This window comes from Rhizobacter sp. J219 (genome assembly GCF_024700055.1).
Classification (GTDB): Bacteria; Pseudomonadota; Gammaproteobacteria; order Burkholderiales; family Burkholderiaceae_C; genus Rhizobacter.
Genome location: NZ_JAJOND010000001.1, coordinates 602141 through 627488, shown reverse-complemented (window position 1 = coordinate 627488; position 25348 = coordinate 602141). Strand labels below are relative to the sequence as shown.

Below are 25348 nucleotides of genomic sequence, written 5' to 3'. Positions count from 1 at the left end.
GTTAGTCATGTCCGTGGTGCCGGCGGCGGGACTCGAACCCGCACCTCCTTGAGGAGCAGGGATTTTAAGTCCCTTGCGTCTACCCGTTTCGCCACGCCGGCCGCAGACACTTTGATGTGTCCACAGTATGCGAACCTGCTAAGGTGCCCAAAACGGGGCAAACCCGCTAGTAGCGGATTTTAAGTCCGCTGTGTCTACCGATTTCACCACCCAGGCGAAGCGCGCGGATTATCCGCGTGAGCCGGAATCAGAAGCTCACGCTGTAGCGCCGCCCCCGGTACGACAACACCGCGCTCTTGAGGCGGATCTGCTCCAGCACCAGGTCGTTGGCCACCTTGTCGCCTTCTCTGAACACCTGCCCATTGAGGATGAGCATGCGGCTCGCCGGGTTCTTGGAATAGCTCGCGCCGCTGACTGAAAGCGCGGGCAGCTGACGGCGGATGTCGTCCGGCAGCTCTGAGATCGACGGCACCGGTGCGTCTTCGTCGCGGGGCGCGGCGGCGGCCTTCGCCGGGTTCTCGACCAGCTGCGGCGCTGGCTTGGGGGCTGCAGCCACACGTGTGGGCGCAGCAGGCGCGGCGGCCTTGCGCTCGATTGCCGGCGCCTGGGGGAGTGGGCAAAGGCGGCGGGGTCACCGGCGGCGCCTCAAGGGCAGTCACCTGCGGCGGCTGCACCACCACCGGCGGCGCCGCCGGCACGGGTGCCACAGCCACAGGCGAGGCGACGCGCTCGGGCTCCGGCGCCGAGCGCCCCAGCATCAGCCATGCCGCCATGCCCAGCAACGCCAGCGACAGCACACCCACCGCCCACCACAGCGGCTGCACCGAACGTGGCGTGGTCTCGTCACCGTCATCGGCATCCGCCACGCCCGGCGCGATCTGCTTGCTGTGCAGGCTGGGCACGGCGCCGCGTTCCCGCTCCGAATCGGCCCTGCGCAGCGCATCAAGGATGTAAGACATCGCCCGCCTTTCAGTTCGGCGCCACCAGGGGCAGCAGACGCGGTTCGTCCACACCCGCGACACGGTTGAGGTGCATCAGCGTGATCGGCCCTACCCGTCCGTCGGGTTTCAGGCCGCGCGCCAGCTGGAAATTCGCGATCCGCTCCTGGAGCGCGGCATCCAGCGTACCTGGCGTGGTGGGCAAGGCTTCGCCTTGCGCGCGCGCGACCTGCTGCGCCACCCAGTCCACCACCGGCCCGTTCTGCCCCACCGGCACCCGGCCGATGTAGGCCGGCGGCGTGCGCCACAGCGTCGCAAACTCGCCGCGCCAGGACTTCGCAAGCGCCGACAGCAGCACCGTCTGGGTCGCGCCGCCGGCACCCCGCAAGGTGGCGCTGTCGGCCCCAAGGGACACCAGTTGCAGATAGACCGGTTTGCCTGCGTCGTCGTAGACCGTCAGCACACCGGGGCGATCGAGCGCGCGCAGCATCGCGAGGCCACCATCGTCACTTTTGAAGCACTGCAGTTGCTGGCGCGCGGCGGTGCCGCAGGGGTCGGTCTCGGCCAGCGGCACCTTCCAGGCCGCCGCAAGTTCACGCATGGCCTGGGTCTCGCTGCGAAGGCCGGTGTCGAGCGTGAGCGTGGCGACCGGCTTCGCGGCAGACGCCGCCGCGGGCGCGGGCTGCGAGGCTGCGGTGGCGGCCACCGCAGCCTTGGTCGGCACTGCCGATGCCGCAGCCGCTGCGGCCACCTTGCGCGAGCCATCGTCCCTCACCCAGCTCACCACGCCAAACAGCAACACACCGGCCAGCAAGCCGGCCGCCGCCGCCCACACCGGCTTGCGGTTGAACCCGCTCACCGCCGCGGCGATCGGCCGCTCGGCCTCGCCGAACACCTCGGCCGATGCACGCTCCACCATCTCGCGGTTCACCCGCGAACGGCCTTCGGCATACGCACCGAGCAGCGACCGGTCGCACAAGAGGTTGATGCGGCGCGGCACGCCACGCGACAGCTCGTGGATGCGTTTGCGTGCCGCGCGGTCGAACGGCACCATGCCGCTCAGGCCGGCCACGCCGAGGCGGTGGCGGATGTACTGCACCGTCTCACCCTCGGTCAGCGCCTTGAGGTGGTAGCGCGCGATGACGCGCTGGGCCAGCTGCTCCAGCTCGGGACGCGCCAGCATGTCTCGCAGCTCAGGCTGGCCGATGAGGATGATCTGCAGCAGCTTGCGCTCGCTGGTCTCGAGGTTGGTCAACAGGCGCAGCTGCTCCAGCACTTCCGACGAGAGGTTCTGCGCCTCGTCGATGATGAGCACGTTGTTCTGCCCGACCGCGTGGGTCTTGAGCAGGAACTCGTTGATCGGGTCGAGGTATTCCTTGACGCTGTCGCCGCGCACACGGTCGGCGTCAAGCGGGATGCGGAACTCCTCGCATACCGTGCGCAGCAGTTCGATCACCGTCAGCTTTGGGTTGAAGATGTAGGCGACGTTGCAGCGCTTGGGGATCTGCTCCAGGAAGCAACGGCACACGGTAGTCTTGCCGGCGCCGATCTCGCCTGTGAGCAGCACGAAGCCGCCGCCGCCGCGCAGCCCGTAGAGCAGGTGCGCCAGCGCCTCGCGGTGCCGCTCGCTCATGAACAGGTAGCGAGGGTCGGGGGCGATGGAAAACGGTTCCTGCCGCAGGCCGAAGAATTTGGCGTACATCGTGGCCGCGAGTCTATCGCCCACGATGCCCCCGTGATCGCCCGGGCCATGCAGCCACCCGGGCGGGGTTGACCCTCAGGGCTGCCCCGTCCACTCGATGCGGGCGCCGAGCGAGCACAGGTTCTCGACGAAGTGCGGATGGGCCCGGCGTATCGGCGCGGCGTGGCGGATCACCGAACGGCCCTCGATGCTCGCCGCGACCATCAACAAGGCGATCGCCACGCGGATGATGTAGGGGCTGTCCACCTGCGCCGGCACCAGCGAACGGCCACCGAAGCTGATGGCGCGGTGCGGGTCGGACAGGAACACCTGAGCGCCGAACTTCGACAGCTCGGACGTCCAACCCATCGCGCCGTCGTAGACCTTGTTCCAGAACATCGCACTGCCTTCGGCGCGAACACCGAGCGCCATGAAGATCGGCAGCAGGTCCACCGGCAAGTAGGGCCAGGGCGCGGCCTCGATCTTCTGCAACATGTTGCGGGTGAAGGGCTCGGCCACACGCAGGCCGTCGGTCACCCGGGCATGCGACCAGCCGTCGCGGTGCGTGATGTGCACGCCGAACTTGGCGAGGCTGCGGTCGATGAGCGGGAAGTGCTCGGGCCGCGAGTTGCGCACCGTCACCTCGCCGCCCGTGATCGCGCCCAAGGCAAGGAAGGTCGTCACCTCGTGGAAGTCTTCGGCGAACCTGAACTCGGTGCCACCGAGAGCGTCGACACCCTCGATCACCAGTCGAGAGGTGCCGATGCCTTCGATGTGGGCGCCCAGGCGGCACATAAATTCGCAGAACTCCTGCACGTGCGGCTCGCAGGCGGCGTTGGTCAGCACGGAGCGGCCGCTCGCAAGTGCCGCACACAAGACGAAGTTTTCGGTGGTGGTCACCGAGGCGTAGTCGAGCCAGTGCTCGGTGGCACGCAAGGGCTCGTCGAGGCACACGACGAAGGCGTCGTCGCTGGGCTCGATGCGAGCGCCGAAGCGGCGCATCGTCTCCACGTGCGGATCGATCTCGCGCACGCCGAGCGTGCAACCTTTCACCTCGTCTTCGATGCGCGCCTCGCCGAAGCGCGCGAGCAGCGGCGGCACCAGCATGATCGACGAGCGCATCTCCACCGGCAGGCGGTGACGCCGCACGTCGAAGACGCTGTGTCGATGGTGCAGGCCGACGATGCCCCGCGCCATGTCGGCATGCACCTCGCTGCCGATGGATTCGAAGAACTGCAGGATCTTGCGCACATCGGTGATGTCGGGCACGCCGCGCAGGTGCACCGGCTGGCGCGTCAACAAGGTCGCGCACAGGATGGGCAGCACTGCGTTCTTGTTGGCCGAGGGTTCGATCCGCCCCGACAAGGGCATGCCGCCGTGGACGACGAGGTGGGAAGAAGCAGTCACAGTCCGGGCTCCGTGGACGCCACCCGACGGGGCGGCTCACGCACAGCTTCACGCAGCCATGGGAAGGTGACATGAAGCCCTCGGGCATTGTGTGAAGCCTGAGTGAACCGGGACGCTCCTCGCAGCTCCAAGGCTCAGGGCTCGTTCTCTTGCCGCTGCCCACAAAACCCGACAACATGACGAGCAACAACCATTGCTTGCAGTTCAACCGATGAAATCTTCCCTGCTTCTCTTTGCCACGCTCGCGTTCGGCACTGCCGCACACGCCGCAATGCCCGCCGACGCCACCAAAGCCGCCGACAGTTGCGAGGCCGCCGTCACCGAGACCATCAAGGAGATGCGCGGGCGCGACGCGAGCGAGGTCCAGTTCAACAAAGACAAGCGCGTGCTGTCGCCCACCACCGGCGAAGAGACCGACATCAAGGGCGCCGGCCGCTACCGTAGCGCCACAGGGGCCTCGACACCTTTCACCTACGGCTGCGCCTACAACGATAAGACCGGCGCCACCTCGGGCATCGTCTTTCGCGACGCGGGCGGCCTGCGCGCAAGCGAAGAAAAGGCATGGCAGCCCGACCTGATGAGCGTGTCGCCTGAAACCTGCGAGACCGCTGTTGCCGCTGCACTCAAGCAGAAGCACCCTCGCGTGGGCCGCATCGCCTTTGGCTCCGACTCACGCCAGCTGAAGCCTGCCCCTGCAGGCCGAGCGAGCCTGGAGGGCATCGGTGCCGTACAGCGTGCGCCGGGCATGAATCTCGTGCAGTTCAGCTACCGCTGCGAGTTCGAGCCTGGCAACGGAAAGCTCGTTGCCGTGCAGACACTCGAGTGACGCCGCAGCTCTTGCGAAAGCGTCAAAATTCCAGCTATACTGCGCGCTTCCGTTGCTTCAGGCAGTACTTGAATTTGACGGAAACCACGCGGGAATAGCTCAGTTGGTAGAGCGCAACCTTGCCAAGGTTGAGGTCGCGAGTTCGAGCCTCGTTTCCCGCTCCAAATCTCGAAGGTCAAAAGGGAAGCTCCGGCTTCCCTTTTTGCCAATAGACTCGCCAAGTCTCACGGCGCGGTAGCAAAGCGGTTATGCACCGGATTGCAAATCCGTGTAGGTCGGTTCGACTCCGGCCCGCGCCTCCAAAACAAAACGCCCCGATTGCTCGGGGCGTTTTTCTTTGGCAGCTTGAGACTCAGTGCTTGAGCGACTCCGCTCCGCCCACGGCCGGCTGATCGGGCTTCTTCACGGCCTCTTCCACCTTGGGCGCAACCTCTTCATCGGCCAGTGCCTGCGGCGCCGATTCGAGAGCGATGTCCAGCACCTGGTCGATCCACTTCACCGGGACGATCTCGAGATGGTTCTTCACGTTCTCGGGAATGTCTTGCAGGTCCTTGGTGTTCTCTTCCGGGATCAGCACCGTCTTGATGCCGCCGCGGTGGGCCGCGAGCAGCTTCTCCTTCAGGCCGCCGATCGCCGTGACCTCGCCCCGCAGCGTGATCTCACCGGTCATCGCCACGTCGGCGCGCACCGGAATGCCCGTCAACGCAGACACGAACGCCGTGGTCATCGCGATACCCGCACTCGGGCCATCCTTCGGCGTGGCACCGTCTGGCACGTGGATGTGGATGTCACGCTTCTCGAAGAGCTCGTCCTTGATGCCGAGCCGGCGTGAGCGGCTGCGCACGACGGAGCGAGCAGCCTCCACCGACTCCTTCATCACGTCGCCCAGCGAGCCGGTGCGGATGATGTTGCCCTTGCCAGGCATCACGGCGCTTTCGATGGTCAGCAGATCGCCGCCGACTTCGGTCCACGCCAGACCGACCACTTGGCCAACCTGGTTGGCATTCTCGGCACGGCCGTAGGAGAACTTGCGCACACCGAGGAAGTCGTTGAGGTTTTCCTCGGTCACGACCACCTTGCCGGTGTAGGTCTTGAGCTGCAGGCCCTTGACCACCTTGCGGCAGATCTTCGACACCTCCCGTTCGAGCGAGCGCACGCCGGCTTCACGCGTGTAGTAGCGGATGATCCCGCGAACCGCCGACTCGGTGACATCGGCTCTTCGTCCTTCACACCATTGTTCTGGCGCTGCTTGGGCAGCAGGTAGCGCGTGGCGATGTTGACCTTCTCGTCTTCGGTGTAACCCGACAGGCGGATCACTTCCATCCGGTCCAGCAGGGCCGGCGGAATGTTCATCGAGTTCGAGGTGGCGATGAACATCACATCGCTCAAGTCGAAATCGACCTCGACGTAGTGGTCGCTGAAGGTGTGGTTCTGCTCGGGGTCGAGCACTTCCAGCAGCGCCGACGACGGGTCGCCGCGGAAATCCATGCCCAGCTTGTCAATCTCGTCGAGCAGGAAAAGCGGGTTGCGCGTGCCAACCTTGGAGAGGCTCTGCAGCACCTTGCCCGGCATCGAGCCGATGTAGGTGCGGCGATGGCCGCGGATCTCGGCCTCGTCGCGCATGCCGCCAAGCGCCATGCGGACGAACTTGCGGCCGGTGGCGCGCGCCACGCTCTGGCCGAGCGAGGTCTTACCAACGCCCGGGGGCCCGACCAGGCACAGGATGGGCGCCTTGACCTTGTCCACGCGCTGTTGCACCGCGAGGTACTCGAGGATGCGGTCCTTGACCTTCTCGAGGCCGTAGTGGTCCTCGTTCAGCACTTCCTCGGCATGCGCGAGGTCGTGCTTGATCTTGGTCTTCTTGGTCCAGGGCAGGTTGATCAGCGTGTCGATGTAGTTGCGCACGACGGTCGCTTCGGCCGACATGGGGGACATGAGCTTGAGCTTCTTCAGCTCGGCGTCGACCTTCTTGCGCGCATCTTTCGGCATCTTGGCCGCGATGATTTTCTTCTCCAGCTCCTCCATGTCGGCGCCTTCTTCGCCGTCACCGAGTTCCTTCTGGATCGCCTTGACCTGCTCGTTCAGGTAGTACTCGCGCTGGCTCTTCTCCATCTGGCGCTTCACACGCCCACGGATGCGCTTCTCCACCTGGAGGATGTCGACTTCGTGCTCAAGCTGCTCGAGCAGTTTCTCCAGCCGCTTGTCGACGGCGAAGAGGTCAAGCACCGACTGCTTGTTTTCCAACTTCAGCGGCAGGTGTGCCGCGATCGTGTCGGCCAGGCGGCCGGCATCGTCGATGCCCGCAATGGAGGTAAGGATCTCCGGCGGGATCTTCTTGTTGAGCTTGACGTACTGGTCGAACTGCTGAGTCACCGCGCGACGCAGAGCCTCGATTTCCGGCTTGGTGTCGGTCTCGGGCGGCACGGGCGTCACGTCCGCCACGAAGTGCTCGCCGTTGTCGCTGATGCTGTGGGTGTTGGCGCGCTGGATGCCTTCGACCAGCACCTTCACCGTGCCATCGGGCAGCTTGAGCATCTGCAGGATGCTGGAGACGCAACCCACCTCGAACATGTCGTCGGGCTTGGGCTCGTCCTTGCCGGCGGCACGTTGCGCCACCAGCATGATCTGGCGGCCGGCCTCCATGGCCGCCTCCAGCGCCTTGATGGATTTGGGCCGCCCCACGAACAGCGGAATGACCATGTGGGGAAACACCACCACATCCCGCAGCGGGAGCAGCGGCAGGGTGATGGGCTCAGCGGGCAAAACAGGATGTCCGGACATAGGAACCTCTCTTTCTCAGGCCCACATAGGGCTCGAGGGATCAATTGCAAGACACCTGCCCGATAGGCGCAGGCTATTCAGGGTCCTCAGTCTCAGAGGGGCTTCAGGCACTGGCTTTGGCCTGTTCTCGATACACCAGCAAGGGCTTGGCGTTCTCTTCGATGGTGTGCTCGTCCAGCACCACCTTGGCCACGCCATCCAGCGTGGGCAACTCGAACATGGTGTCGATCAGGGAGAGTTCCATGATCGAGCGCAGGCCCCGGGCGCCGGTCTTGCGGGCCAGGGCCTTCTTGGAGATGGCGCTCAGCGCGGAGGGGCGGATCTCGAGTTCAACGCCGTCCATCGCAAAGAGCTTCTGGTACTGCTTGACCAGCGCGTTCTTCGGCTCGGTGAGGATCTGCACCAGGGCGTCCTCGGTTAGTTCGCCCAGCGTGGCGACCACCGGTAGGCGGCCCACCAGTTCGGGAATCAGGCCGAACTTGATCAAGTCCTCGGGCTCGACCTCGCGGAAGACTTCAGAGACCCGCTTCTCGCTCTTCGAGTGCACCGTGGCACCAAAGCCGATGCCCGACTTCTCGGAGCGGTTCTGGATGACTTTTTCCAGGCCATCGAATGCGCCGCCGCAGATGAACAGGATGTTGGTCGTGTCGATCTGCAGGAAATCCTGGTTCGGGTGCTTGCGACCACCCTGCGGCGGCACCGAAGCCATCGTGCCTTCCACGAGCTTGAGCAGCGCCTGCTGCACGCCTTCGCCCGACACGTCGCGGGTGATCGAGGGGTTGTCAGCTTTGCGCGAGATCTTGTCGATCTCGTCGATGTAGACGATGCCGCGCTGCGCCTTGTCAACGTCGTAGTTGCAGTTCTGCAGCAGCTTCTGGATGATGTTTTCGACGTCTTCACCCACGTAGCCGGCTTCGGTCAGCGTGGTGGCGTCGGCGATCACGAAGGGCACGTTGAGCAGGCGGGCCAGCGTCTGCGCCAGGAGCGTCTTGCCCGAGCCCGTGGGTCCGATCAAGAGGATGTTGCTCTTGGCCAGCTCCACGTCGTCTTTCGACGTGGCCATGTGCTTGAGCCGCTTGTAGTGGTTGTAGACCGCCACCGACAGCGTGCGCTTGGCGGTGTCCTGCCCAATCACGTACTGGTCGAGGCTCGCCTTGATGTCGGCAGGCACCGGCAGGTCGGACTTCGCGGCGCGGGCTTCCGGCGTGTCGGCCGGCACCTCGTCGCGGATGATGTCGTTGCACAGCTCGATGCATTCATCGCAGATGAACACCGACGGGCCGGCGATCAGCTTCTTCACCTCATGCTGGCTTTTGCCGCAGAAGGAGCAGTAAAGGACTTTCTCGCTGGAGGAGCCTTTTTTTCGGCCATTTAGGTGGGGCGCACGAGGCGTGGAAGAGGCTGGTTGGGATGATAGAGCAAAAGAAAACGGGGCCTTGGCGGTAAAAAAGGCCCCGTTTCGATTGCAGTTACGGGCCTTCGCCCTGGCCTGGCTGCGTCAGCTGGTGGCCGGGCCGGCGCGCTTGTTGAGCACCTGGTCGATCAGACCGTAGTTCTTGGCCTCTTCCGGGTCCATGAAGAAGTCGCGCTCCATGTCGGCACGGATCTTCTCGATGGGCTGGCCGGTGCGTTCGGCGTAGATCCGGTTGAGCTGCTCACGGGTCTTGAGAATCTCGCGGGCATGGATTTCGATGTCGGTGGCCTGGCCTTGGGCGCCGCCCGAAGGCTGGTGAATCATCACGCGGGCGTTCGGCAAGGCAAAACGCTTGCCCTTGGCACCGGCCATCAAGAGGAACGACCCCATGCTCGCTGCCATGCCCACGCACATGGTCGACACATCGGGCTTGATGAACTCCATCGTGTCGAAGATCGACATGCCGGCGGTCACCGAGCCGCCGGGCGAGTTGATGTAGAAGTGGATGTCCTTGTCGGGGTTTTCACTCTCGAGGAAGAGCAGCTGCGCCACGACCAGGCTCGCGGTCTGATCATTCACCGGGCCAACGAGGAACACGATGCGCTCGCGCAGCAGGCGGCTGTAGATGTCGTAGGCGCGCTCGCCGCGGCCCGACTGTTCGATGACCATGGGCACCATGCCCAAACCCAGAGTGTCCAGCGCGCTCATGCCGTTGCGTCCTTCAGAAGTGATGCCTACAGGTTGGGCCTGATTATGTCGCGTCAAGAGAGACGCCACAGAAATGAGATCGACGGAAAAACAAAGGGCGCCCGCCTTGCCGGCCGGCGCCCTCTTCCGCTGACGTGAGCCTGGATCAGCCGGCCATCAGCTCGTCGAACGGCACGACCTTGTCGGTCACCTTGGCCTTGGCCAGAACGAACTCCGTGACGTTGTTCTCGATGACCACACCCTCGACTTCAGCCATGCGCTCGCGGTCGCTCAGATACCAGCGCACCACCTCGGCAGGCTTTTCGTAGCTCTGCGCCATTTCCTCGATGTGGGCTTGCAGCTGCTCGGGTTTGGCCTGCAGGTTGTTGGCACGCACCAGCTCGGCGACGACCAGACCCAGGCGCACGCGGCGCTCGGCCTGGGGCTTGAAGATTTCTTCCGGGATCGGTGCCTTGTCGGCGTCCTTGATACCACGCTTCTTCAGGTCGGCGCGTGCAGACTCGATCATGCGGGCGGTCTCGTTGGCTACGAGTGCGGTCGGCAGATCCAGCTCGGCGGTCTTGGCCACGGCGTCCATCACGGCGGCCTTGTTGCGGGCCAGCACGCGGAACTTCACCTCACGCTCGAGGTTCTTCTTGATGTCAGCGCGCAGCGAGGCCACGGTGCCATCAGGAATGCCCAGGCTCTTGGCCAGGGCTTCGTTCACTTCGGGCAGGTTCTGCGCTTCGATCTTGCTCAGCGTGACGAGGAAGTCGGCTTCCTTGCCGGCCACGTCCTTGCCCTGGTAGTCCTCGGGGAACTGCAGCGGGAAGGTCTTCGATTCGCCCGCCTTCATGCCGCGCACGGCCTTCTCGAACTGCTCCAGCATCTGACCTTCGCCGATGATGAACTGGAAGCCTTCGGCCTTGCCGCCGTCGAAGGGCACGCCGTCGATCTTGCCTTCGAAGTCGATGGTGACACGGTCGCCTTCACCGGCGGCATCACCCTGGGCGCGCTGGGCGAAGGTGCGGCGCTGCTTGCGCAGGATGTCGAGGGTCTTGTCGATGGCGGCGTCGGTGACTTCGGCGCTCACGCGCTCGACTTCGGCGGCGGAGAGGTCACCCAGTTTCACTTCCGGGTAGACCTCGAAGGTCGCGTCGAACGCCACCTGGCCTTCGGGCGCGTTTTCCTTCTCGGTGATGCGGGGCTGACCGGCGACGCGCAGCTTGGCTTCGTTGGTGGCCTGCTCGAAGGCCTGGCCGACCTTGTCGTTCATGACTTCGTAGTGCACCGAGTAGCCGTAGCGCTGGGTCACGACGCTCATCGGAACCTTGCCCGGGCGGAAGCCGTCGGCCTTGACCGTGCGGGCCAGGCGCTTCAGGCGCGACTGCACCTCGTTGTTGATAGTGTCGGCCGGCAGCGTCAGCGTGATGCGGCGTTCGAGCTTTTCGAGGGTTTCAACAGTGACAGCCATGATGTGTACGGACTCTCTGGTTGGATAAGGCTGGTGCGCGGGGCGGGACTCGAACCCGCACACCATTGCTGGCGTCAGGACCTAAACCTGGTGCGTCTACCAATTTCGCCACCCGCGCGGGTGCCTGAAAAGTGCATCGGGGTCGCCTAAGCGACCCCAGCACTGTTCCGGCCGAATTCGGGGAGCCGCGGATTTTAGCCGCTTGTCGCGAGCTTTCCGGACCCTTGCTGTTCCTGACCGGCGGGCTTCACGCGGAACCAAGCCGCATACATCGCCGGCAGCGCCAGCAGCGTGAGCGCCGTCGCGACGATCAGGCCTCCCATGATGGCCACCGCCATCGGCCCCCAGAAGACGCTGCGCGACAGCGGGATCATCGCGAGCACCGCCGCCGCGGCCGTCAGGATGATCGGACGGAAGCGCCGCACCGAGGCCTCGACCACCGCGTTCCAGGTCGGCACGCCGCGGGCACGGTCCTGCTCGATCTGGTCGATCAGGATCACCGAGTTGCGCATGATCATGCCCATCAGCGCGATCACACCCAAGAGCGCCACGAAGCCGAACGGCCGGTTCAGCAGCAGCAAGGCCGCCGCGACCCCCGCGATGCCCAGCGGCCCGGTGAGGAACACCAGCATCGCGCGGCTGAAGCTCTGCAGCTGCAGCATCAGGAGCGTGAACATGATGAAGAGCATCAGCGGTGCGCCGACGGCGATCGAGCCCTGGCCCTTGCTGCTTTCTTCCACCGCCCCCGCCACCTCCACCCGGTAGCCCGCCGGCATCTTGGCGCGGATGGGCGCGAAGAGCGGGTCGAGTTGTGCCGTCACCGTCGCGCCCTGCAAGCCTTCGACGATGTCGCCCTGCACGGTCGCCGCGTAGTCGCGGTTCTCGCGCCACAGCACGCCCGGCTCCCAGACGAAATTCGCCTTGGCGATCTGGCTCAGCGGGATGCTCCGGCCTGTTGTGGTGGGCACGTAGGCATTGGCCAGATCGGTGATGGCCTTGCGCTCTTCGAGCGGCTGGCGCAGGACGATGTCGATCAGCTTGTCACCGTCGCGGTACTGGCCGACGGTGGTGCCGCTGTTGAGCGTGCGCGCCGCCTGCGCAATGGCCTGGCTGGAGACACCCAGCGCACGCGCCTTGTCCTGGTCGACTTCGAGGCGCAGCACCTTCACCGACTCGTTCCAGTTGTCATTGACGCCCCGCATGTTGGGGTTGGTCAACATGATGGCCTTCACCTCGTCGGCGTAGGCGCGCACCTTGCCCGGGTCGGGCCCGACCACGCGGAACTGCACCGGGTACGGCACCGGCGGCCCGTTGGGCAACAGCTTGGGTCGCGCACGAACCTCGGGGAACTCGGTCGCCAGCAGCTCGGGCAGCGCGTGGCGCAGCTTCTCGCGCGCCGCCAGGTCCTTGGGCAGCAGCACGATCTGACTCACGTTGCTCTGCGGGAAGATCTGGTCGAGCACCAGCGCAAAGCGCGGCACGCCGCTGCCCACCCAGGTGGTGACGTGGTCCACCCCGTCGAGCTTCATCAGCCGCGCTTCCACCTTCTTCGTCACCGCCTCGTTGGCGCTGTACGAGGTGCCTTCGGGGAACCACAGATCCACCAGCACTTCGAGCCGGTTGGAGTCGGGGAAGAACTGGTTCTGCACCTTGCCCATGCCCACGACGCCCAGCACCAGCGTGCCCACCGTCAGGCCGATGGTGATCCAGCGGTGCTGCACGCACCAGTCGACCAGCGCACGGAAGCGCGAGTAGAACGGCGTGTCGAAGAGTTCGTGCGGCTGATCGTCAGCCGCGTGCGGCTTGGTCTTGAGCAGCACCGTGCCGAGGTAAGGCACGAAGTAGACCGAGACGAACCACGAGATGAGCAGCGCCGCGGCCGTCACCGCAAAGATCGCAAAGGTGTATTCCCCCACGGTCGACTTCGCAAGGCCGATCGGCAGGAAGCCCACTGCCGTGATCAGCGTGCCGGTCAGCATCGGCATCGCCGTGGCGTCATACGCGAAGGTGGCAGCACGCGCTTTGTCGTAGCCTTCTTCCAGCTTGCGCACCATCATCTCGACCGCAATGATCGCGTCGTCGACCAGTAGGCCGAGCGCGATGATCAGCGAGCCGAGCGAGATCTTGTGCAGGCCCACGCCCCAATAGAACATCGTGACGAAGGTGATCGCAAGCACCAGCGGGATGGTGATGCCCACCACCAGCCCCGGCCGCCAGTCCAGGCGCAGCGGCTTGAAGTGAAGCCCCAGGCTCACGAAGCTCACCGCCAGCACGATCACCACCGCCTCGATCAGCACGCCGACGAACTCGTTGACCGAGCGCGCGACCACCGTCGACTGGTTCTGGAACTGGTGCATCTCGATGCCTGCCGGCAGGTCGTCGCGGATGGCATCGGCCGCCTTCTTGAGCGACTGGCCCATCTCGATGATGTCGCCGCCCTTGGCCATCGAGATGCCGAGCGCGATCACCTCCTTGCCCTGATGGCGCACCTTCACCTGCGGCGGGTCGACGTAGGCCCGTTTCACGTCGGCGATGTCGGCCAGCTTGAAGCTCGCGCCATTGGCACGGATGGGAAAGTTCTTGAGCTGCTCGACCGAGTTGAACTGCCCGCCCACGCGCACCTGCACATAGTCGCTCGGCGCATTGATGACGCCCGCCGACTCCACCGCGTTCTGCTGGCCCAGTTGCGCCAGCACCGCGTTGAAGTCGATGCCCAGCTGCGCGAGCCGCTTCTGCGAAATCTCGATGAAGATCTTCTCGTCTTGCGCGCCGAAGACCTCGACCTTGTTGACGTCTTTCACCTTCAGCAGGCGCTGACGCACCTGGTCGGCATGCTCCTTCAGCTCGTCGTAGGTGAATCCGTCGCTCGACAGCGCATAGATCGACCCGTATACATCGCCGAACTCGTCGTTGAAGAACGGTCCGACCACACCGCCCGGCAAGGTGCCACGCATGTCGCCGACCTTCTTGCGGACCGTGTACCAGATCTGCTGCACGTCCTTCGGCGGCGTCGAATCCTTCAGCTGAAAGATGATCAGCGTCTCGCCCGGCTTCGAATAGCTGCGGATCTTGTCGGCGTAGGGCACCTCCTGCAGCGTCTTCTCGAGCTTGTCGGTGACCTGCTCGGTGACCTGCTGGGCGGTGGCGCCCGGCCAGTAGGCCCGCACCACCATCGCGCGGAAGGTGAACGGCGGGTCTTCGTCCTGCCCCAGCTGAAAGTAGGCCGCGAGGCCCAGCACCATCAGCACGACGAGCAGGTAACGCGTCAGCGCCGGGTGCTCCAGTGCCCACTTGGAGATGTTGAACCGCGACGCACGCACGGCAGAAGACGCATCACTCACGCTGGCCTCGCTCACTTCACGGCCACGGGGGAGCCCATCGACACCGCGGCAGTCGCCGGAGCGCTCGGGTCGACGTAGAACCTGACCTGCTCGCCCGGGTTGAGCACGTGCACGCCGGCCGTCACCACCACATCGCCCACCGCCACGCCGCCTGTGATCACGGCCTCGTTGCCTTCGGCACCGGCCAGCTGCACCGGCTTGGACGTGACGGTCATCGTTGTCTTGTCGACCACCCACACGCTGGTCTGGCCCTGCGATTCCCGCAGCGCCGACAGCGGCAGCTTGGTCACGCCGGCCTGGCGCGGCAGCTCGGCCACGATGGTGGCCGTCTGGCCCAGGCGCACCGAAGCGGTCGCCTGGGACTGGCCGAGGTCGGCCTTCACGGCGAAGGTGCGGGTCACCGGGTCGGCGGCCGCGGCGATTTCGCGGATCTGCGTCGGGAAGGTTTCGGTCGAGCCCCACAGCCGGGCCTTGAGCTTGGAAGGCTGCGCCGCCAGGCTCTTCAGCAGATTGACCTTGTCTTCCGGCACGTTGAACACCACGTCGCGCGGACCGTCGTGGGCCAGGCGCACGACCGGCGCCCCGGCTGCGACCACCATGCCGGGTTCGGCGTCCACGCCGGTGATCACGCCGTTGGCATCGGCCACGAGAGTGGCGTAGCCGGCCTGGTTGCCCTGCACGCTCGCTTGCGCCCGGGCCTGGTCGAGCTGGGCCTGTGCGGCCTTGAGGGCGGTTTCGCGGCGCTCCAGCTCGGCCGAGCTGATGAAGCCCTGGTCGCGCAGCTCCTTGAAACGCTTGAAGTCGGCCTGCGTCTGGTCGAGGTTGGCTTGCGCCGCCACCAGCGAGGCCTGCGCGGCAGCCTGTCCGAGCTTCAGGTCCTGCGGATCGAGCTGGGCCAGCACCTGGCCAGCCTTCACCGAATCGCCCACGTTGACAAGCCGCTTGACGACCTTGCCGCCGACGCGAAAGCCCAGGCGCGACTCGGTGCGCGCCCGGACCTCGGCCGCGTACTCGTAGGCGCCGCCCGCGCTTTCGGGCGAGATGGTCATCGTGCGCACCGCTCGGACGGGCGCCGACAGGGGTTCAGCCTTGGTGCAAGCGGCCAGAACGGCCACGCTGAGCAACGGAACGAGCAGGAGGTGACGCATAGAAGCCTCGGCAGGACAGGTTTAACGCAACTGACTGACTGGTCAGTAATGTATTCAGGCAAACCCTGGCCTGTCAAACGACTTTTGCGCAGCCCACGGACCGGGTGCGACTTCTGCCGCTATCGGCACGGTCATCGGTCACGGCGACAATGCGCGCCTCTCATGAGCATCGACCACTACGAAAACTTCCCGGTCGCTTCGGTGCTGTGCCCACCGGCGCTGCGCCCGGCGGTGGCCGCGATCTACTGGTTCGCGCGCACGGCCGACGACATCGCCGACGAGGGCGACGCCACTCCCGTCGAACGAAGCGCTGCGCTGCAGGCCTACCGTTCCGAGCTTCGCGCCGTGGCCCGGGGCGGCACGCCATCGCCCCGCTGGGCCGCCGTCTTTGTGCCGCTCAAGCGCACGCTGGACCGGCACCCATTGCCGCTCGACCTGCTGGAAGACCTGATCTCCGCCTTCGAACAAGACGTGCACCAGCACCAATACGCCGACCGTGCCGGCGTGCTCGACTACTGCCGCCGCTCCGCCAACCCGGTCGGCCGGCTGCTGCTGCACCTCTACGGCATCGTCGACACCCGCTCGCTGCAGCAGTCCGACGCCGTCTGCAGCGCGCTGCAGCTGATCAACTTCTGGCAGGACCTGAGCATCGACACCGCTCGCGGCCGTGCCTACATCCCGATGGCCGACCTCTCTCGCCACGGCATCCGGCTCACGGCATTGCTCGAACGCGAAGACTCCCCGGCGATGCGCCAGCTCGTTGCCGACATGGTGGCCTGGGCGCGCGGGCTGATGCTCGAAGGCGCCCCACTCGTCCACGCCATTCCCGGCCGCGCCGGCTGGGAGCTGCGCCTCGTCGTGCAAGGCGGCCTGCGCATCCTGGAGAAGATCGAACGCTTGCATCACGACACGCTGCACACGCGCCCCACCCTGCGCTGGTATGACGCCCCCCTGCTGCTCTGGCGCGCGCTGCGCATGAAGCCCGGTACGGCCGCCTCGTTGCGGGAGGCTCGCCCATGACGCCCGAGCAATACGTGCAAGAGAAAGCGGCCGCCAGCGGATCGAGCTTCTACTACGCCTTCCTCTTTCTGCCGCCACCGCGCCGCGCCGCGATCACCGCGTTCTATGCCTTCTGCCGCGAGGTGGACGACGTGGTCGACGAGGTGCACGACCCCGGCGTCGCCGCCACCAAGCTCGCCTGGTGGCGCAAGGAGGTGACCACGAGTTTTGCGGGGCAGCCCTCTCACCCGGCGATGAAGGCGCTGATGCCGCACGTGAAGGACTACGACATCCGCGCCGAGCACCTCATCGCCGTGATCGACGGTTGCCAGATGGACCTCGACCAGAGCCGCTACCTCGACTTCCCGGGCCTCGAGCGCTACTGCCACCTGGTCGCCGGCGTGGTCGGTGAAGTCGCCTCGGGCATCTTCGGCCGCAGCGAAGTGTCGACCGTGCAGTACGCCCACAAGCTGGGCCTCGCCATGCAGCTCACCAACATCATCCGTGACGTGGGCGACGACGCACGGCGGGGGCGTGTCTACCTGCCGGTGTCGGAGCTGCAGCGCTTCGACGTCAAGGCCCACGAGGTGCTCAACCGCGGCTACAGCGAGCGCTTCACGGCGCTGATGAAATTCCAGGCAGAACGTGCCCACGGCATCTACGACGAAGCCCTGGCCCTCTTGCCCGACGTCGACCGCAAGGCGCAGAAGCCGGGGTTGATGATGGCCAACATCTACCGCACGCTCCTGCGCGAGATCGAAGCCGGTGGCTTCCAAGTGCTGCACCAGCGCATCTCGCTCACCCCCGTGCGCAAGCTGTGGATCGCCGCCCGCACCAACTGGCGAGGCCGTTGATGGCCACAGGGCGAGCAGTGGCCGTCGTCGGCGGCGGCTGGGCCGGGTTGGCCGCGGCCGTCGAAGCCACCCGACGCGGCCACCAGGTCACCCTCTTCGAGATGGCGCCGCAGCTCGGCGGGCGCGCCCGCGCAGTGGACTTCGGGGATGCGCTGCTCGACAACGGCCAGCACATCCTGATCGGCGCCTATGCTCAGACGCTGTCGCTGATGCGCTTCGTCGGTGTCGATCTCGACCGCGCCCTGCTGCGCACACCGCTCAAGGTCACCTACCCCGACGGCGCAGGCCTGCAGCTGCAACCCGGCTCACCGCTCATCACCTTCGCGGCCGGCGTGATGCGCTACCCCGGCTGGGGCTGGCGGGAGAAGCAGGCGTTGCTGATGGCGTCGACACGCTGGGCCCTGCAGCGCTTTCGCTGCGACCCGTCGCTCACGGTCTCGCAGCTGACCGCACGCCTGCCCGCCAAGGTGCGCGATGAGTTGCTGGACCCGCTGTGCGTGGCCGCGCTGAACACCCCCGCCCCCCAGGCCAGCGCCGCGGTATTCCTGCGGGTGCTGAAAGACGCCCTTTTCTCCGGCCCCGGCTCGGCCGACCTGCTGCTGCCGCGTCAACGCCTGAGCGAACTCTGGCCGACACCGGCCGCGCGCTGGCTCAAGGCCTCGGGTGCGGCGCTGCGCTTGTCGACGCGGGTGGGTGAACTCGCGCCCATCGACGGCCGCTGGCAACTGGATGGAGAGGCCTTCGACGCCGTCGTGCTCGCCTGCACCGCCAACGAGGCTGCGCGCTTGACGGCCGCCATCGCCCCCGACTGGTCGATGCGCGCCGCCGCGCTGAGCTACGAGCCGATCGTCACCGTCTACGCCCAACGGCCCACATCGCAGCCCCTGCCACAGCCGATGATGGCCTTGCGCAGTGACGCCAAGCGCCCGGCCCAGTTCGCTTTCGACCTCGGCCAGCTCGGCGGCCCCGACAGCGTGATCGCCCTGGTGGTCAGCGGCGCGGCCGAGTGGGTGGCGCGCGGCATGGACGCGGTCGAACAAGCCTCCCTGCAACAGGCGAACGCCGCCTTCGGGGGCGCGCCCTGGCAGGCGCTGCGCACCACCACCGAAAAGCGCGCGACCTTCCTCTGCACCCCCGGGCTGCGGCGGCCTCCGCAGCAGATATCAGCCGGCCTGGTCGCCGCCGGCGACTACGTCGAGGGGCCGTATCCGGCAACCCTCGAAGGCGCCACCCGCTCCGGGCTCGCTGCTGGCAAGGTCGTCTGATTTTCGCGATGCAAAATGACCGGGAATCAGGTGAGAATGCCCGAATGAAAAGCAAAGAGGATCAAAAGCCTGCGATCCAGGTGCTGGAACGCATGTTCGCCCTGCTGGACCTGCTGGCCTCGCACCAGGACCCGGTGTCCTTGAAGCTCATCAGTGAGCAGACCGGGCTGCACCCTTCCACCGCCCACCGCATCCTGAACGACCTGACGGTCGGCCGCTACGTCGACCGGCCCGAGGCCGGGAGCTACCGCCTTGGCATGCGCCTGCTCGAACTGGGCAACCTCGTGAAGGCGCGCCTCGACGTGCGCGACGCTGCGCTCGGCCCAATGCGGGAGCTGCACAAGCTGACCCACCAGCCGGTGAACCTGTCGGTGCGACAGGGCGACGAGATCGTCTACATCGAACGCACCTACAGCGAGCGCTCCGGCATGCAGGTGGTCCGGGCGGTCGGCGGGCGGGCCCCGCTGCACCTCACCTCCGTCGGCAAGCTCTTCCTGGCGCACGACGACCCACAACGTGTGCGGGCCTACGCCACGCGCACCGGCCTCGCCGGCCACACGCGCAACAGCATCACCGACGTCAACCACCTTGAGCGAGAACTCTCCAAGGTGCTGCAGTACGGCACCGCTCGCGACGACGAAGAGCTGGAACTGGGCGTGCGGTGCATGGCCGCCGGCATCTTCGACGACCAGAGCAAGCTCGTCGCCGGCCTGTCGATCTCGGCACCGGCCGATCGGCTGGAAGAGGCCTGGCTGGAGCGGCTGAAGGCCACGGCCTCGCAGATCTCGTCGGCGCTCGGCCACCGCGCCTGAAAGTCCCTTCCATCGCAGAAGCAATAGAGCCTGGCAATGCCAGGCTCTATTGTTGGGGCGTCTGCGACCGCTCAGGAGGTGAGCTTCGGCGCTTCGAGAATCTCGCGGGCCTTTTCTTCGCCCGCCTCGGGCAGCACGATGGCCGAGGGCACCACCACCGGCGCGGCCGCCGCCGGAGCCACCGGCGCCAACACCGGCGCTGCCGGCAGCGCGGGCACGATCGACGGCAGAGCGGGCGTGGCGCGCACCGGCAGCGGCGCAGCCACGCTGATGTGCTCGTTGACCCACTTGCGCACACGCTCGGCGTCGCCGAGGCGCGAATACTTGCCGGCCGAATCGAGGAACACCAGGATCAGCTGGCGGCCTGCCATCTGCGCCTGCATCACCAGGCAGCGGCCGGCCTCGGAGATGTAGCCAGTTTTCTGCAGGCCGATGTTCCAGTCGGGGTCGCGCACCAGGCCGTTGGTGTTGCGGAACTGGAGGTTGCGGCGTCCGACCGCCACCTCGTGCTCTGGCGACGTGGACAGCTCACGGATCAGAGGGTAGTGGTGAGCGGCCTTGACCAGCGTGGCAAGGTCGCGCGCACTCGACTGGTTGCGGCTCGACAGGCCGGTCGGCTCGACGTACTTGGTCGCCGGCATCCCGAGGCTCGATGGCCTTGCGGTTCATCGCCGCCACGAAGGCGTCAAGACCGCCGGGGTAGTGGCGGCCGAGCGCGTGTGCGGCGCGGTTCTCGGAAGACATCAGCGCGAGATGCATCATCTCGCCGCGCGTGAGCTGCGTGCCCACCGTCAGGCGCGAGCGGCTGCCCTTCTCGGTGTCGACGTCGTCCTGGCTGATCGTCAGCACCTCGTCCAGCGGCAGCTTGGCTTCGGTGACGACCAGTGCGGTCATGAGCTTGGTGAGTGAAGCGATGGGCAGAACCGCCTGCGGGTTCTTGCTGAACAGCACTTCGTTGGTGTCCTGGTCCATGACCAGGGCCACGCTGGATTTGAGGTCGAGCGGGTCGGCAGCACCGTGCAGGCCATAGATCTGGCCAAACGACGGGCGGGCCGGCACGACACGAGCGGCGCGCAGGCTGGTGCGCTTGACACCCCGCACGACCACCGCCTTGGACTTGACCGAGGCCTTGGCAACGACCGCCGTGCGCTTCTTGGCCGGCTTGCCCGCCGCCCCCGCCGACAGCGGCAGGCAGGCGGCGATCACCACTGCCACAAGACAACGCAGCAGAGACGACGCCGATTTGGAAGTGAAACGCACCACGACAACTACCCTTTCACGCTCGGTCGCCCGAGTGTAGGCCAACGAAAAAACCCTCGCAAGATCAAAAACTTGCGCGTTTTTCCTAAAGTCAGACCTAGGAGTTGTCAGGTGTGTGACAAATATCACCCCTGCGCCGCAACGCGCTCGTTCTTGCTGTGCAGCTTGTTCAACGCCGAAAGATAGGCCTTGGCCGATGCAACGACGATGTCCGGGTCGGACCCCACACCGTTGACGACTCGCCCGCCGTGTTGAAGACGCACAGTGACCTCGCCCTGAGATTCTGTGCTGCCCGAGGTGATGGCATTCACCGAATAAAGCAGCATTTCCGCCCCGCTTTTCACCTGCGACTCGATGGCCTTGAGGCTCGCGTCGACCGGGCCGTTGCCGTCGCTTTCGGCATGCAGTTCACGCTCGCCGGCAGCGAAGGCGACCTTGGCATGTGGCCGTTCACCGGTCTCGGAGCGCTGGGCGAGTGCCAGCAGGCGGTAGTACTCGTGCTCGGCGGTCACCGACTCGTCCATCACCAGCGCGAGGATGTCTTCGTCGAAGATGTCGCTCTTGCGGTCGGCCAGTTCCTTGAACTTGGCGAAGGCCGCGTTGATCTCGGCTTCGGACTCCATCTCGATGCCCAGCTCGTGCAGGCGCTGCTTGAATGCGTTGCGGCCCGAGAGCTTGCCCAGCACGATCTTGTTGGCCGTCCAGCCCACATCTTCGGCACGCATGATCTCGTAGGTGTCGCGCGCCTTGAGCACGCCGTCCTGGTGGATGCCGGAGGCGTGGGCAAAGGCGTTGGCGCCGACCACGGCCTTGTTCGGCTGCACGACGAAGCCAGTGGTCTGCGAGACCAGGCGCGAAGCCGGCACGATCTGCGAAGCGTCGATGTCGAGCGACAGGCCGAAGTGATCCTTGCGGGTGCGCACGGCCATCACGATCTCTTCCAGCGCGCAGTTGCCGGCACGCTCGCCGAGGCCGTTGATGGTGCACTCAACCTGGCGTGCACCGCCGATCTTCACGCCGGCCAGCGAATTGGCCACCGCCATGCCCAGGTCGTTGTGGCAGTGCACCGACCAGATCGCCTTGTCGGAGTTGGGAATGCGCTGGCGCAGGTCGAGGATGAAGTTGCCGTAGAAGCTCGGGGATCGCATAGCCCACGGTGTCGGGGATGTTGATGGTGGTCGCGCCGGCGTCGATCACGGCTTCGAGGACGCGACAGAGGAAGTCGGGGTCGGAGCGGTAGCCGTCTTCGGGCGAGAACTCCACGTCTTCCGACAGATTGCGCGCGAAGCGCGTCGACAGTCGCGCCTGCTCGAAAACCTGGTCGGGGGTCATGCGCAGCTTCTTCTCCATGTGCAGCGCGCTCGTCGCGAGGAAGAGATGGATGCGCGTCGAGTTGCCGCCCTTCAGCGCCTCGGCGGCACGCGAGATGTCGCGGTCATTGGCGCGGGCGAGCGAGCAGACGGTGCTGTCCTTGATCGCCTGCGCAATCGCGCGCACGGCCTCGAAATCGCCGTTGGACGAAGCGGCGAAACCCGCTTCGATCACGTTGACCTTGAGCCGCTCGAGCTGGCGTGCGATGCGCAGCTTCTCGTCCTTGGTCATCGAGGCCCCGGGCGACTGCTCGCCATCGCGCAAGGTGGTGTCGAAAATGATGAGTTTGTCGGTCATGGGGTGCTCCTCAATGGCTGTCGTCTTTACCGCGATGTTAGGCCAGCACGCGCTGAACGAACTGCAGCTGGCCCTGGCGGCGCGCACGGTGCAGGCCCGAGGTGATGGCCTTCAGCGACGCCGAGACGATGTTGGAATCGATGCCGACGCCGAAGAGGGTCAGGCCATCGCCGATGCGCAGCTCCAGGTAGGCCACCGCCTTGGCATCGGCGCCGCTGCCGATGGAGTGCTCGTGGTAGTCGAGCACGCGGATCTTGCTGGCGAGCTGCCGGTTCACGCCCTCGACGAAGGCTTCGATCGGCCCGGTGCCCTGCCCTTCGACTTTCAGCCCGCGGCCATCGACGTAGACGCTCGTCGAGAGCTTGACCTGGCCGTCGGCGACCGGCGTGATGCTGGCGTGCACCACCTGCGCATCCCACGCACCGGCGGCGCTGTACTCGCGCTGGAAGATGTTCCAGAGCTCGGCAGCCGTCTGCTCTTTACCCGTGTCGTCCATCACCGCCTGCACCACCTGGCTGAACTCGATCTGCAAACGGCGCGGCAGCTCGAGGCCGTATTCGTTTTCGAGCAGGTACGAGATGCCGCCCTTGCCCGACTGGCTGTTGACGCGAATGACCGCGTCGTAGCTGCGGCCGAGGTCCTTGGGATCGATCGGCAGATAGGGCATGTTCCAGATGTCGCCCTCTTTACGGGCGGCGAAGGCCTTCTTGATCGCGTCCTGATGCGAGCCGGAAAACGAGGTGTAGACCAGATCACCGACGTACGGGTGGCGCGGGTGCACCGGCAGCTGGTTGCAGTGCTCGACGCAACGGCGCACTTCGTCGATGTCTGAGAAATCGAGGTTGGGCGACACGCCTTGCGTGTAGAGGTTGAGCGCGATGTTCACCAGGTCGCAATTGCCCGTGCGCTCGCCATTGCCGAAGAGGCAGCCTTCGATGCGATCGGCGCCGGCCATCAACGCGAATTCACCGGTTGCGGTGCCCGTGCCGCGGTCGTTGTGCGGGTGGACCGACAGCACGATGCTGTCGCGCCGGGCCAGGTGGCGATGCATCCACTCGACCATGTCGGCAAAGATGTTCGGCGTCGAGCGCTCGATGGTGGTCGGCAGGTTGATGATGCACTTGCGCTCGGGCGTGGGCTGCCACACGTCGGTGACGGCATCGACGATGCGCTTGGCGAAATCGAGTTCGGTGTCGGAGAAGGTCTCGGGCGAGTATTCGAAGCGCCAGGCGGTCTCGGGCTGCTCGGCGGCGAGTTGGTTCATCAGCTGCGCGTGCTCCACCGCGAGGGCCACGACGCCGTCCTTATCGAGGCCCAGCACCACGTCGCGCATCACCGGCGCGGTGGCGTTGTACAGGTGCACGATGGCGCGCTTCGCGCCCTTGAGCGACTCGAAGGTGCGGCGGATCAAGGGCTCGCGCGCCTGCGTCAACACCTGGATCGTCACGTCGTCGGGCACCAGGTCCTGCTCGATCAGCATGCGCAGGAAATCGAACTCCGTCTGCGACGCCGACGGGAAGCCGACCTCGATCTCCTTGAAGCCGATGCGCAGCAGCATCTCGAACATGCGCAGCTTGCGCGACACGTCCATCGGTTCGATCAGCGCCTGGTTGCCGTCGCGCAGATCGGTGCTGAGCCAGATAGGCGCCTCGGTGAGCACGGCATCCGGCCAGGTGCGGTCACGCAGGCCAATGGGCGCAAACGGTCGGTACTTCTGCTGCGGTTGCTTCAACATGGTCATCCCCTGAAGAGAGCTGAACGGCAACCAGCAAACCCAAATGCAAAACGGCCCGATGCTGGTTGCAAACGGGCCGTTGAGAACGAAAACGATGGACGTGAACGATCAGCGAGCCCGTGGCACCTCTAGTAGAGCTAGCGTGAGGGAGATCGAGAACGTCATGGCTGGCGACTATATCAGCGTTTGGATCAGCGGTGCAGGCCTTCTTCGTCGGGCTCATCCATCGAGGTGGCAATAACGCTCACCGGACGGCCTTTCATGCGCTTCCATGCATAGACCCCATAGCCGGACAAACCATAGATCACGAACAGGCCGAACAACACCAATGGAGGGTGCAAGGTGATGAAGGCAATGCCCAGTGCAATGGCCACGATGACGATGAACGGCACCGAGCGTTTGAAGCTCACGTCCTTGAAGCTGTAGAACGGGACGTTCGTGACCATCGTGAGACCGGCGTAGAGGGCGAAGCCGAACGCTGTCCAACGCAGCCAGTCACCGGTCAGCGCCACCTTGAAGCCCGAGTCGTCCATCAGCCAGATGAAACCCATGACGAGGGCCGCGGCTGCGGGGCTGGGCAGTCCTTGAAAGAAGCGTTTGTCGACGACACCCAGGTTGGTGTTGAAGCGGGCCAGACGCAGCGCGGCGCATGAGCAATAGACGAAGGCCGCGATCCAGCCCAGCTTGCCCAGGCCCTTCAGCGCCCACTCGTACACGATGAGCGCGGGCGCAGCACCGAACGAGACCATGTCGGACAGGCTGTCCATCTGCTCGCCGAAGGTGCTCTGCGTGTTCGTCATGCGGGCAACGCGGCCATCGAGGCTGTCGAGCACCATCGCACAGAAGATGCCGATGGCCGCCTGCTCGAAGCGGCCGTTCATCGCCATCACGATGCCGTAGAAGCCACCGAAGAGCGCCGCCAGCGTGAAGAGATTCGGCAGGATGTAGATGCCTTTGCGGCGCGGGCGAGCCGGCGCTTCGTCTGCGTCGGCCATGGGTTGCACGCCGTCATGCATGTCGTTCATCTGCGTCTGGAAAGGTCGGAAACCAAGGCAGGG

Annotated in this window: 15 protein-coding genes, 4 tRNA genes and 4 pseudogenes; 8 read left to right on the top strand and 15 right to left on the bottom strand. The window is 65.7% G+C overall.

What is annotated here, in order from left to right; genetic code table 11:
* Positions 1-14 precede the first annotated feature (14 nt).
* Positions 15-101 (bottom strand) — tRNA-Leu (locus tag LRS03_RS02930).
* A 146-nt stretch (positions 102-247) separates the two neighbouring features.
* Complete coding sequence (locus LRS03_RS02925; protein ID WP_257823783.1) at positions 248-556, bottom strand: general secretion pathway protein GspB; 309 nt, start codon at positions 554-556, stop codon at positions 248-250.
* A gap of 56 nt (positions 557-612) precedes the next feature.
* Here LRS03_RS02925 and LRS03_RS02920 point away from each other — a divergent pair, with 56 nt between their 5' ends.
* Positions 613-954 (top strand): hypothetical protein, encoded by a 342-nt coding sequence (locus LRS03_RS02920; protein ID WP_257823782.1) that lies wholly within the window; start codon positions 613-615, stop codon positions 952-954.
* Between the two features lie 15 nt (positions 955-969).
* Here the strand turns inward: LRS03_RS02920 and LRS03_RS02915 are convergent, their stop codons facing one another.
* The gene (locus LRS03_RS02915; protein ID WP_257823781.1) at positions 970-2640 is read right to left on the bottom strand and encodes an AAA family ATPase; all 1671 of its coding nucleotides are present in this window, start codon (positions 2638-2640) and stop codon (positions 970-972) included.
* A 75-nt stretch (positions 2641-2715) separates the two neighbouring features.
* A complete protein-coding gene (locus LRS03_RS02910) occupies positions 2716-4026 on the bottom strand; it encodes a UDP-N-acetylglucosamine 1-carboxyvinyltransferase (RefSeq protein WP_257823780.1) in 1311 nt (436 codons plus the stop codon).
* A gap of 211 nt (positions 4027-4237) precedes the next feature.
* Between LRS03_RS02910 and LRS03_RS02905 the strand changes: the two genes are divergently transcribed.
* From LRS03_RS02905 to LRS03_RS02895, 3 genes are all read left to right on the top strand, one after another.
* Positions 4238-4852, top strand: a complete 615-nt coding sequence (locus LRS03_RS02905) for a hypothetical protein (RefSeq protein WP_257823778.1) — start codon at positions 4238-4240, stop codon at positions 4850-4852.
* Between the two features lie 88 nt (positions 4853-4940).
* Positions 4941-5016 (top strand) — tRNA-Gly (locus LRS03_RS02900).
* Positions 5017-5080: 64 nt separating this feature from the next.
* A tRNA-Cys gene (locus LRS03_RS02895) sits at positions 5081-5154 on the top strand.
* A 50-nt stretch (positions 5155-5204) separates the two neighbouring features.
* On the opposite strand, the pseudogene lon reads toward LRS03_RS02895, so the two are convergent.
* From lon to LRS03_RS02860, 7 genes and pseudogenes are all read right to left on the bottom strand, one after another.
* Positions 5205-7633, bottom strand: a pseudogene (gene lon / locus LRS03_RS02890) (endopeptidase La).
* Between the two features lie 103 nt (positions 7634-7736).
* A pseudogene (gene clpX, locus LRS03_RS02885) lies at positions 7737-8996 on the bottom strand (ATP-dependent Clp protease ATP-binding subunit ClpX); the annotation flags it as partial.
* A 135-nt stretch (positions 8997-9131) separates the two neighbouring features.
* Entirely contained in the window at positions 9132-9755 is a 624-nt protein-coding gene (clpP, locus tag LRS03_RS02880) for an ATP-dependent Clp endopeptidase proteolytic subunit ClpP (RefSeq protein WP_296719785.1), read from the bottom strand.
* Between the two features lie 145 nt (positions 9756-9900).
* Entirely contained in the window at positions 9901-11208 is a 1308-nt protein-coding gene (tig, locus tag LRS03_RS02875; RefSeq protein ID WP_257823776.1) for a trigger factor, read from the bottom strand.
* Positions 11209-11239: 31 nt separating this feature from the next.
* Positions 11240-11326 (bottom strand) — tRNA-Leu (locus LRS03_RS02870).
* 76 nt (positions 11327-11402) lie between these two features.
* Positions 11403-14564: an efflux RND transporter permease subunit gene (locus LRS03_RS02865; RefSeq protein WP_257823775.1), complete on the bottom strand. Its 3162-nt coding sequence runs from the start codon at positions 14562-14564 to the stop codon at positions 11403-11405.
* Positions 14561-15598, bottom strand: a complete 1038-nt coding sequence (locus LRS03_RS02860) for an efflux RND transporter periplasmic adaptor subunit (RefSeq protein ID WP_257823774.1) — start codon at positions 15596-15598, stop codon at positions 14561-14563. Before LRS03_RS02860 ends, LRS03_RS02865 begins: the two co-directional genes overlap by 4 nt.
* A 261-nt stretch (positions 15599-15859) precedes the next feature.
* Here LRS03_RS02860 and hpnC point away from each other — a divergent pair, with 261 nt between their 5' ends.
* From hpnC to LRS03_RS02840, 4 genes are read left to right on the top strand one after another with little or no spacing between them, the layout of a single operon-like run.
* Positions 15860-16717: a squalene synthase HpnC gene (gene hpnC, locus LRS03_RS02855; protein ID WP_257823772.1), complete on the top strand. Its 858-nt coding sequence runs from the start codon at positions 15860-15862 to the stop codon at positions 16715-16717.
* Positions 16714-17550 (top strand): presqualene diphosphate synthase HpnD, encoded by an 837-nt coding sequence (gene hpnD / locus LRS03_RS02850; RefSeq protein ID WP_257823771.1) that lies wholly within the window; start codon positions 16714-16716, stop codon positions 17548-17550. The genes hpnC and hpnD overlap by 4 nt, the downstream gene beginning before the upstream one ends.
* Entirely contained in the window at positions 17550-18815 is a 1266-nt protein-coding gene (gene hpnE / locus LRS03_RS02845) for a hydroxysqualene dehydroxylase HpnE (RefSeq protein WP_257823770.1), read from the top strand. Before hpnD ends, hpnE begins: the two co-directional genes overlap by 1 nt.
* A gap of 44 nt (positions 18816-18859) precedes the next feature.
* Positions 18860-19627, top strand: coding sequence for an IclR family transcriptional regulator (locus LRS03_RS02840; protein ID WP_257823769.1), 768 nt, complete (start codon positions 18860-18862; stop codon positions 19625-19627).
* A 251-nt stretch (positions 19628-19878) separates the two neighbouring features.
* Here the strand turns inward: LRS03_RS02840 and pbpG are convergent.
* The 4 genes and pseudogenes from pbpG to pssA all read right to left on the bottom strand — a co-directional run.
* Positions 19879-20857, bottom strand: a pseudogene (gene pbpG / locus LRS03_RS02835) (D-alanyl-D-alanine endopeptidase); the annotation flags it as partial.
* Positions 20858-21012: 155 nt separating this feature from the next.
* Positions 21013-22555 (bottom strand): annotated as a pseudogene (locus LRS03_RS02830) (2-isopropylmalate synthase).
* Between the two features lie 37 nt (positions 22556-22592).
* Positions 22593-24290 (bottom strand): 2-isopropylmalate synthase, encoded by a 1698-nt coding sequence (gene leuA / locus LRS03_RS02825; RefSeq protein WP_257823768.1) that lies wholly within the window; start codon positions 24288-24290, stop codon positions 22593-22595.
* Positions 24291-24481: 191 nt separating this feature from the next.
* The gene (gene pssA, locus LRS03_RS02820) at positions 24482-25306 is read right to left on the bottom strand and encodes a CDP-diacylglycerol--serine O-phosphatidyltransferase (RefSeq protein WP_257829377.1); all 825 of its coding nucleotides are present in this window, start codon (positions 25304-25306) and stop codon (positions 24482-24484) included.
* Positions 25307-25348: the final 42 nt, after the last annotated feature.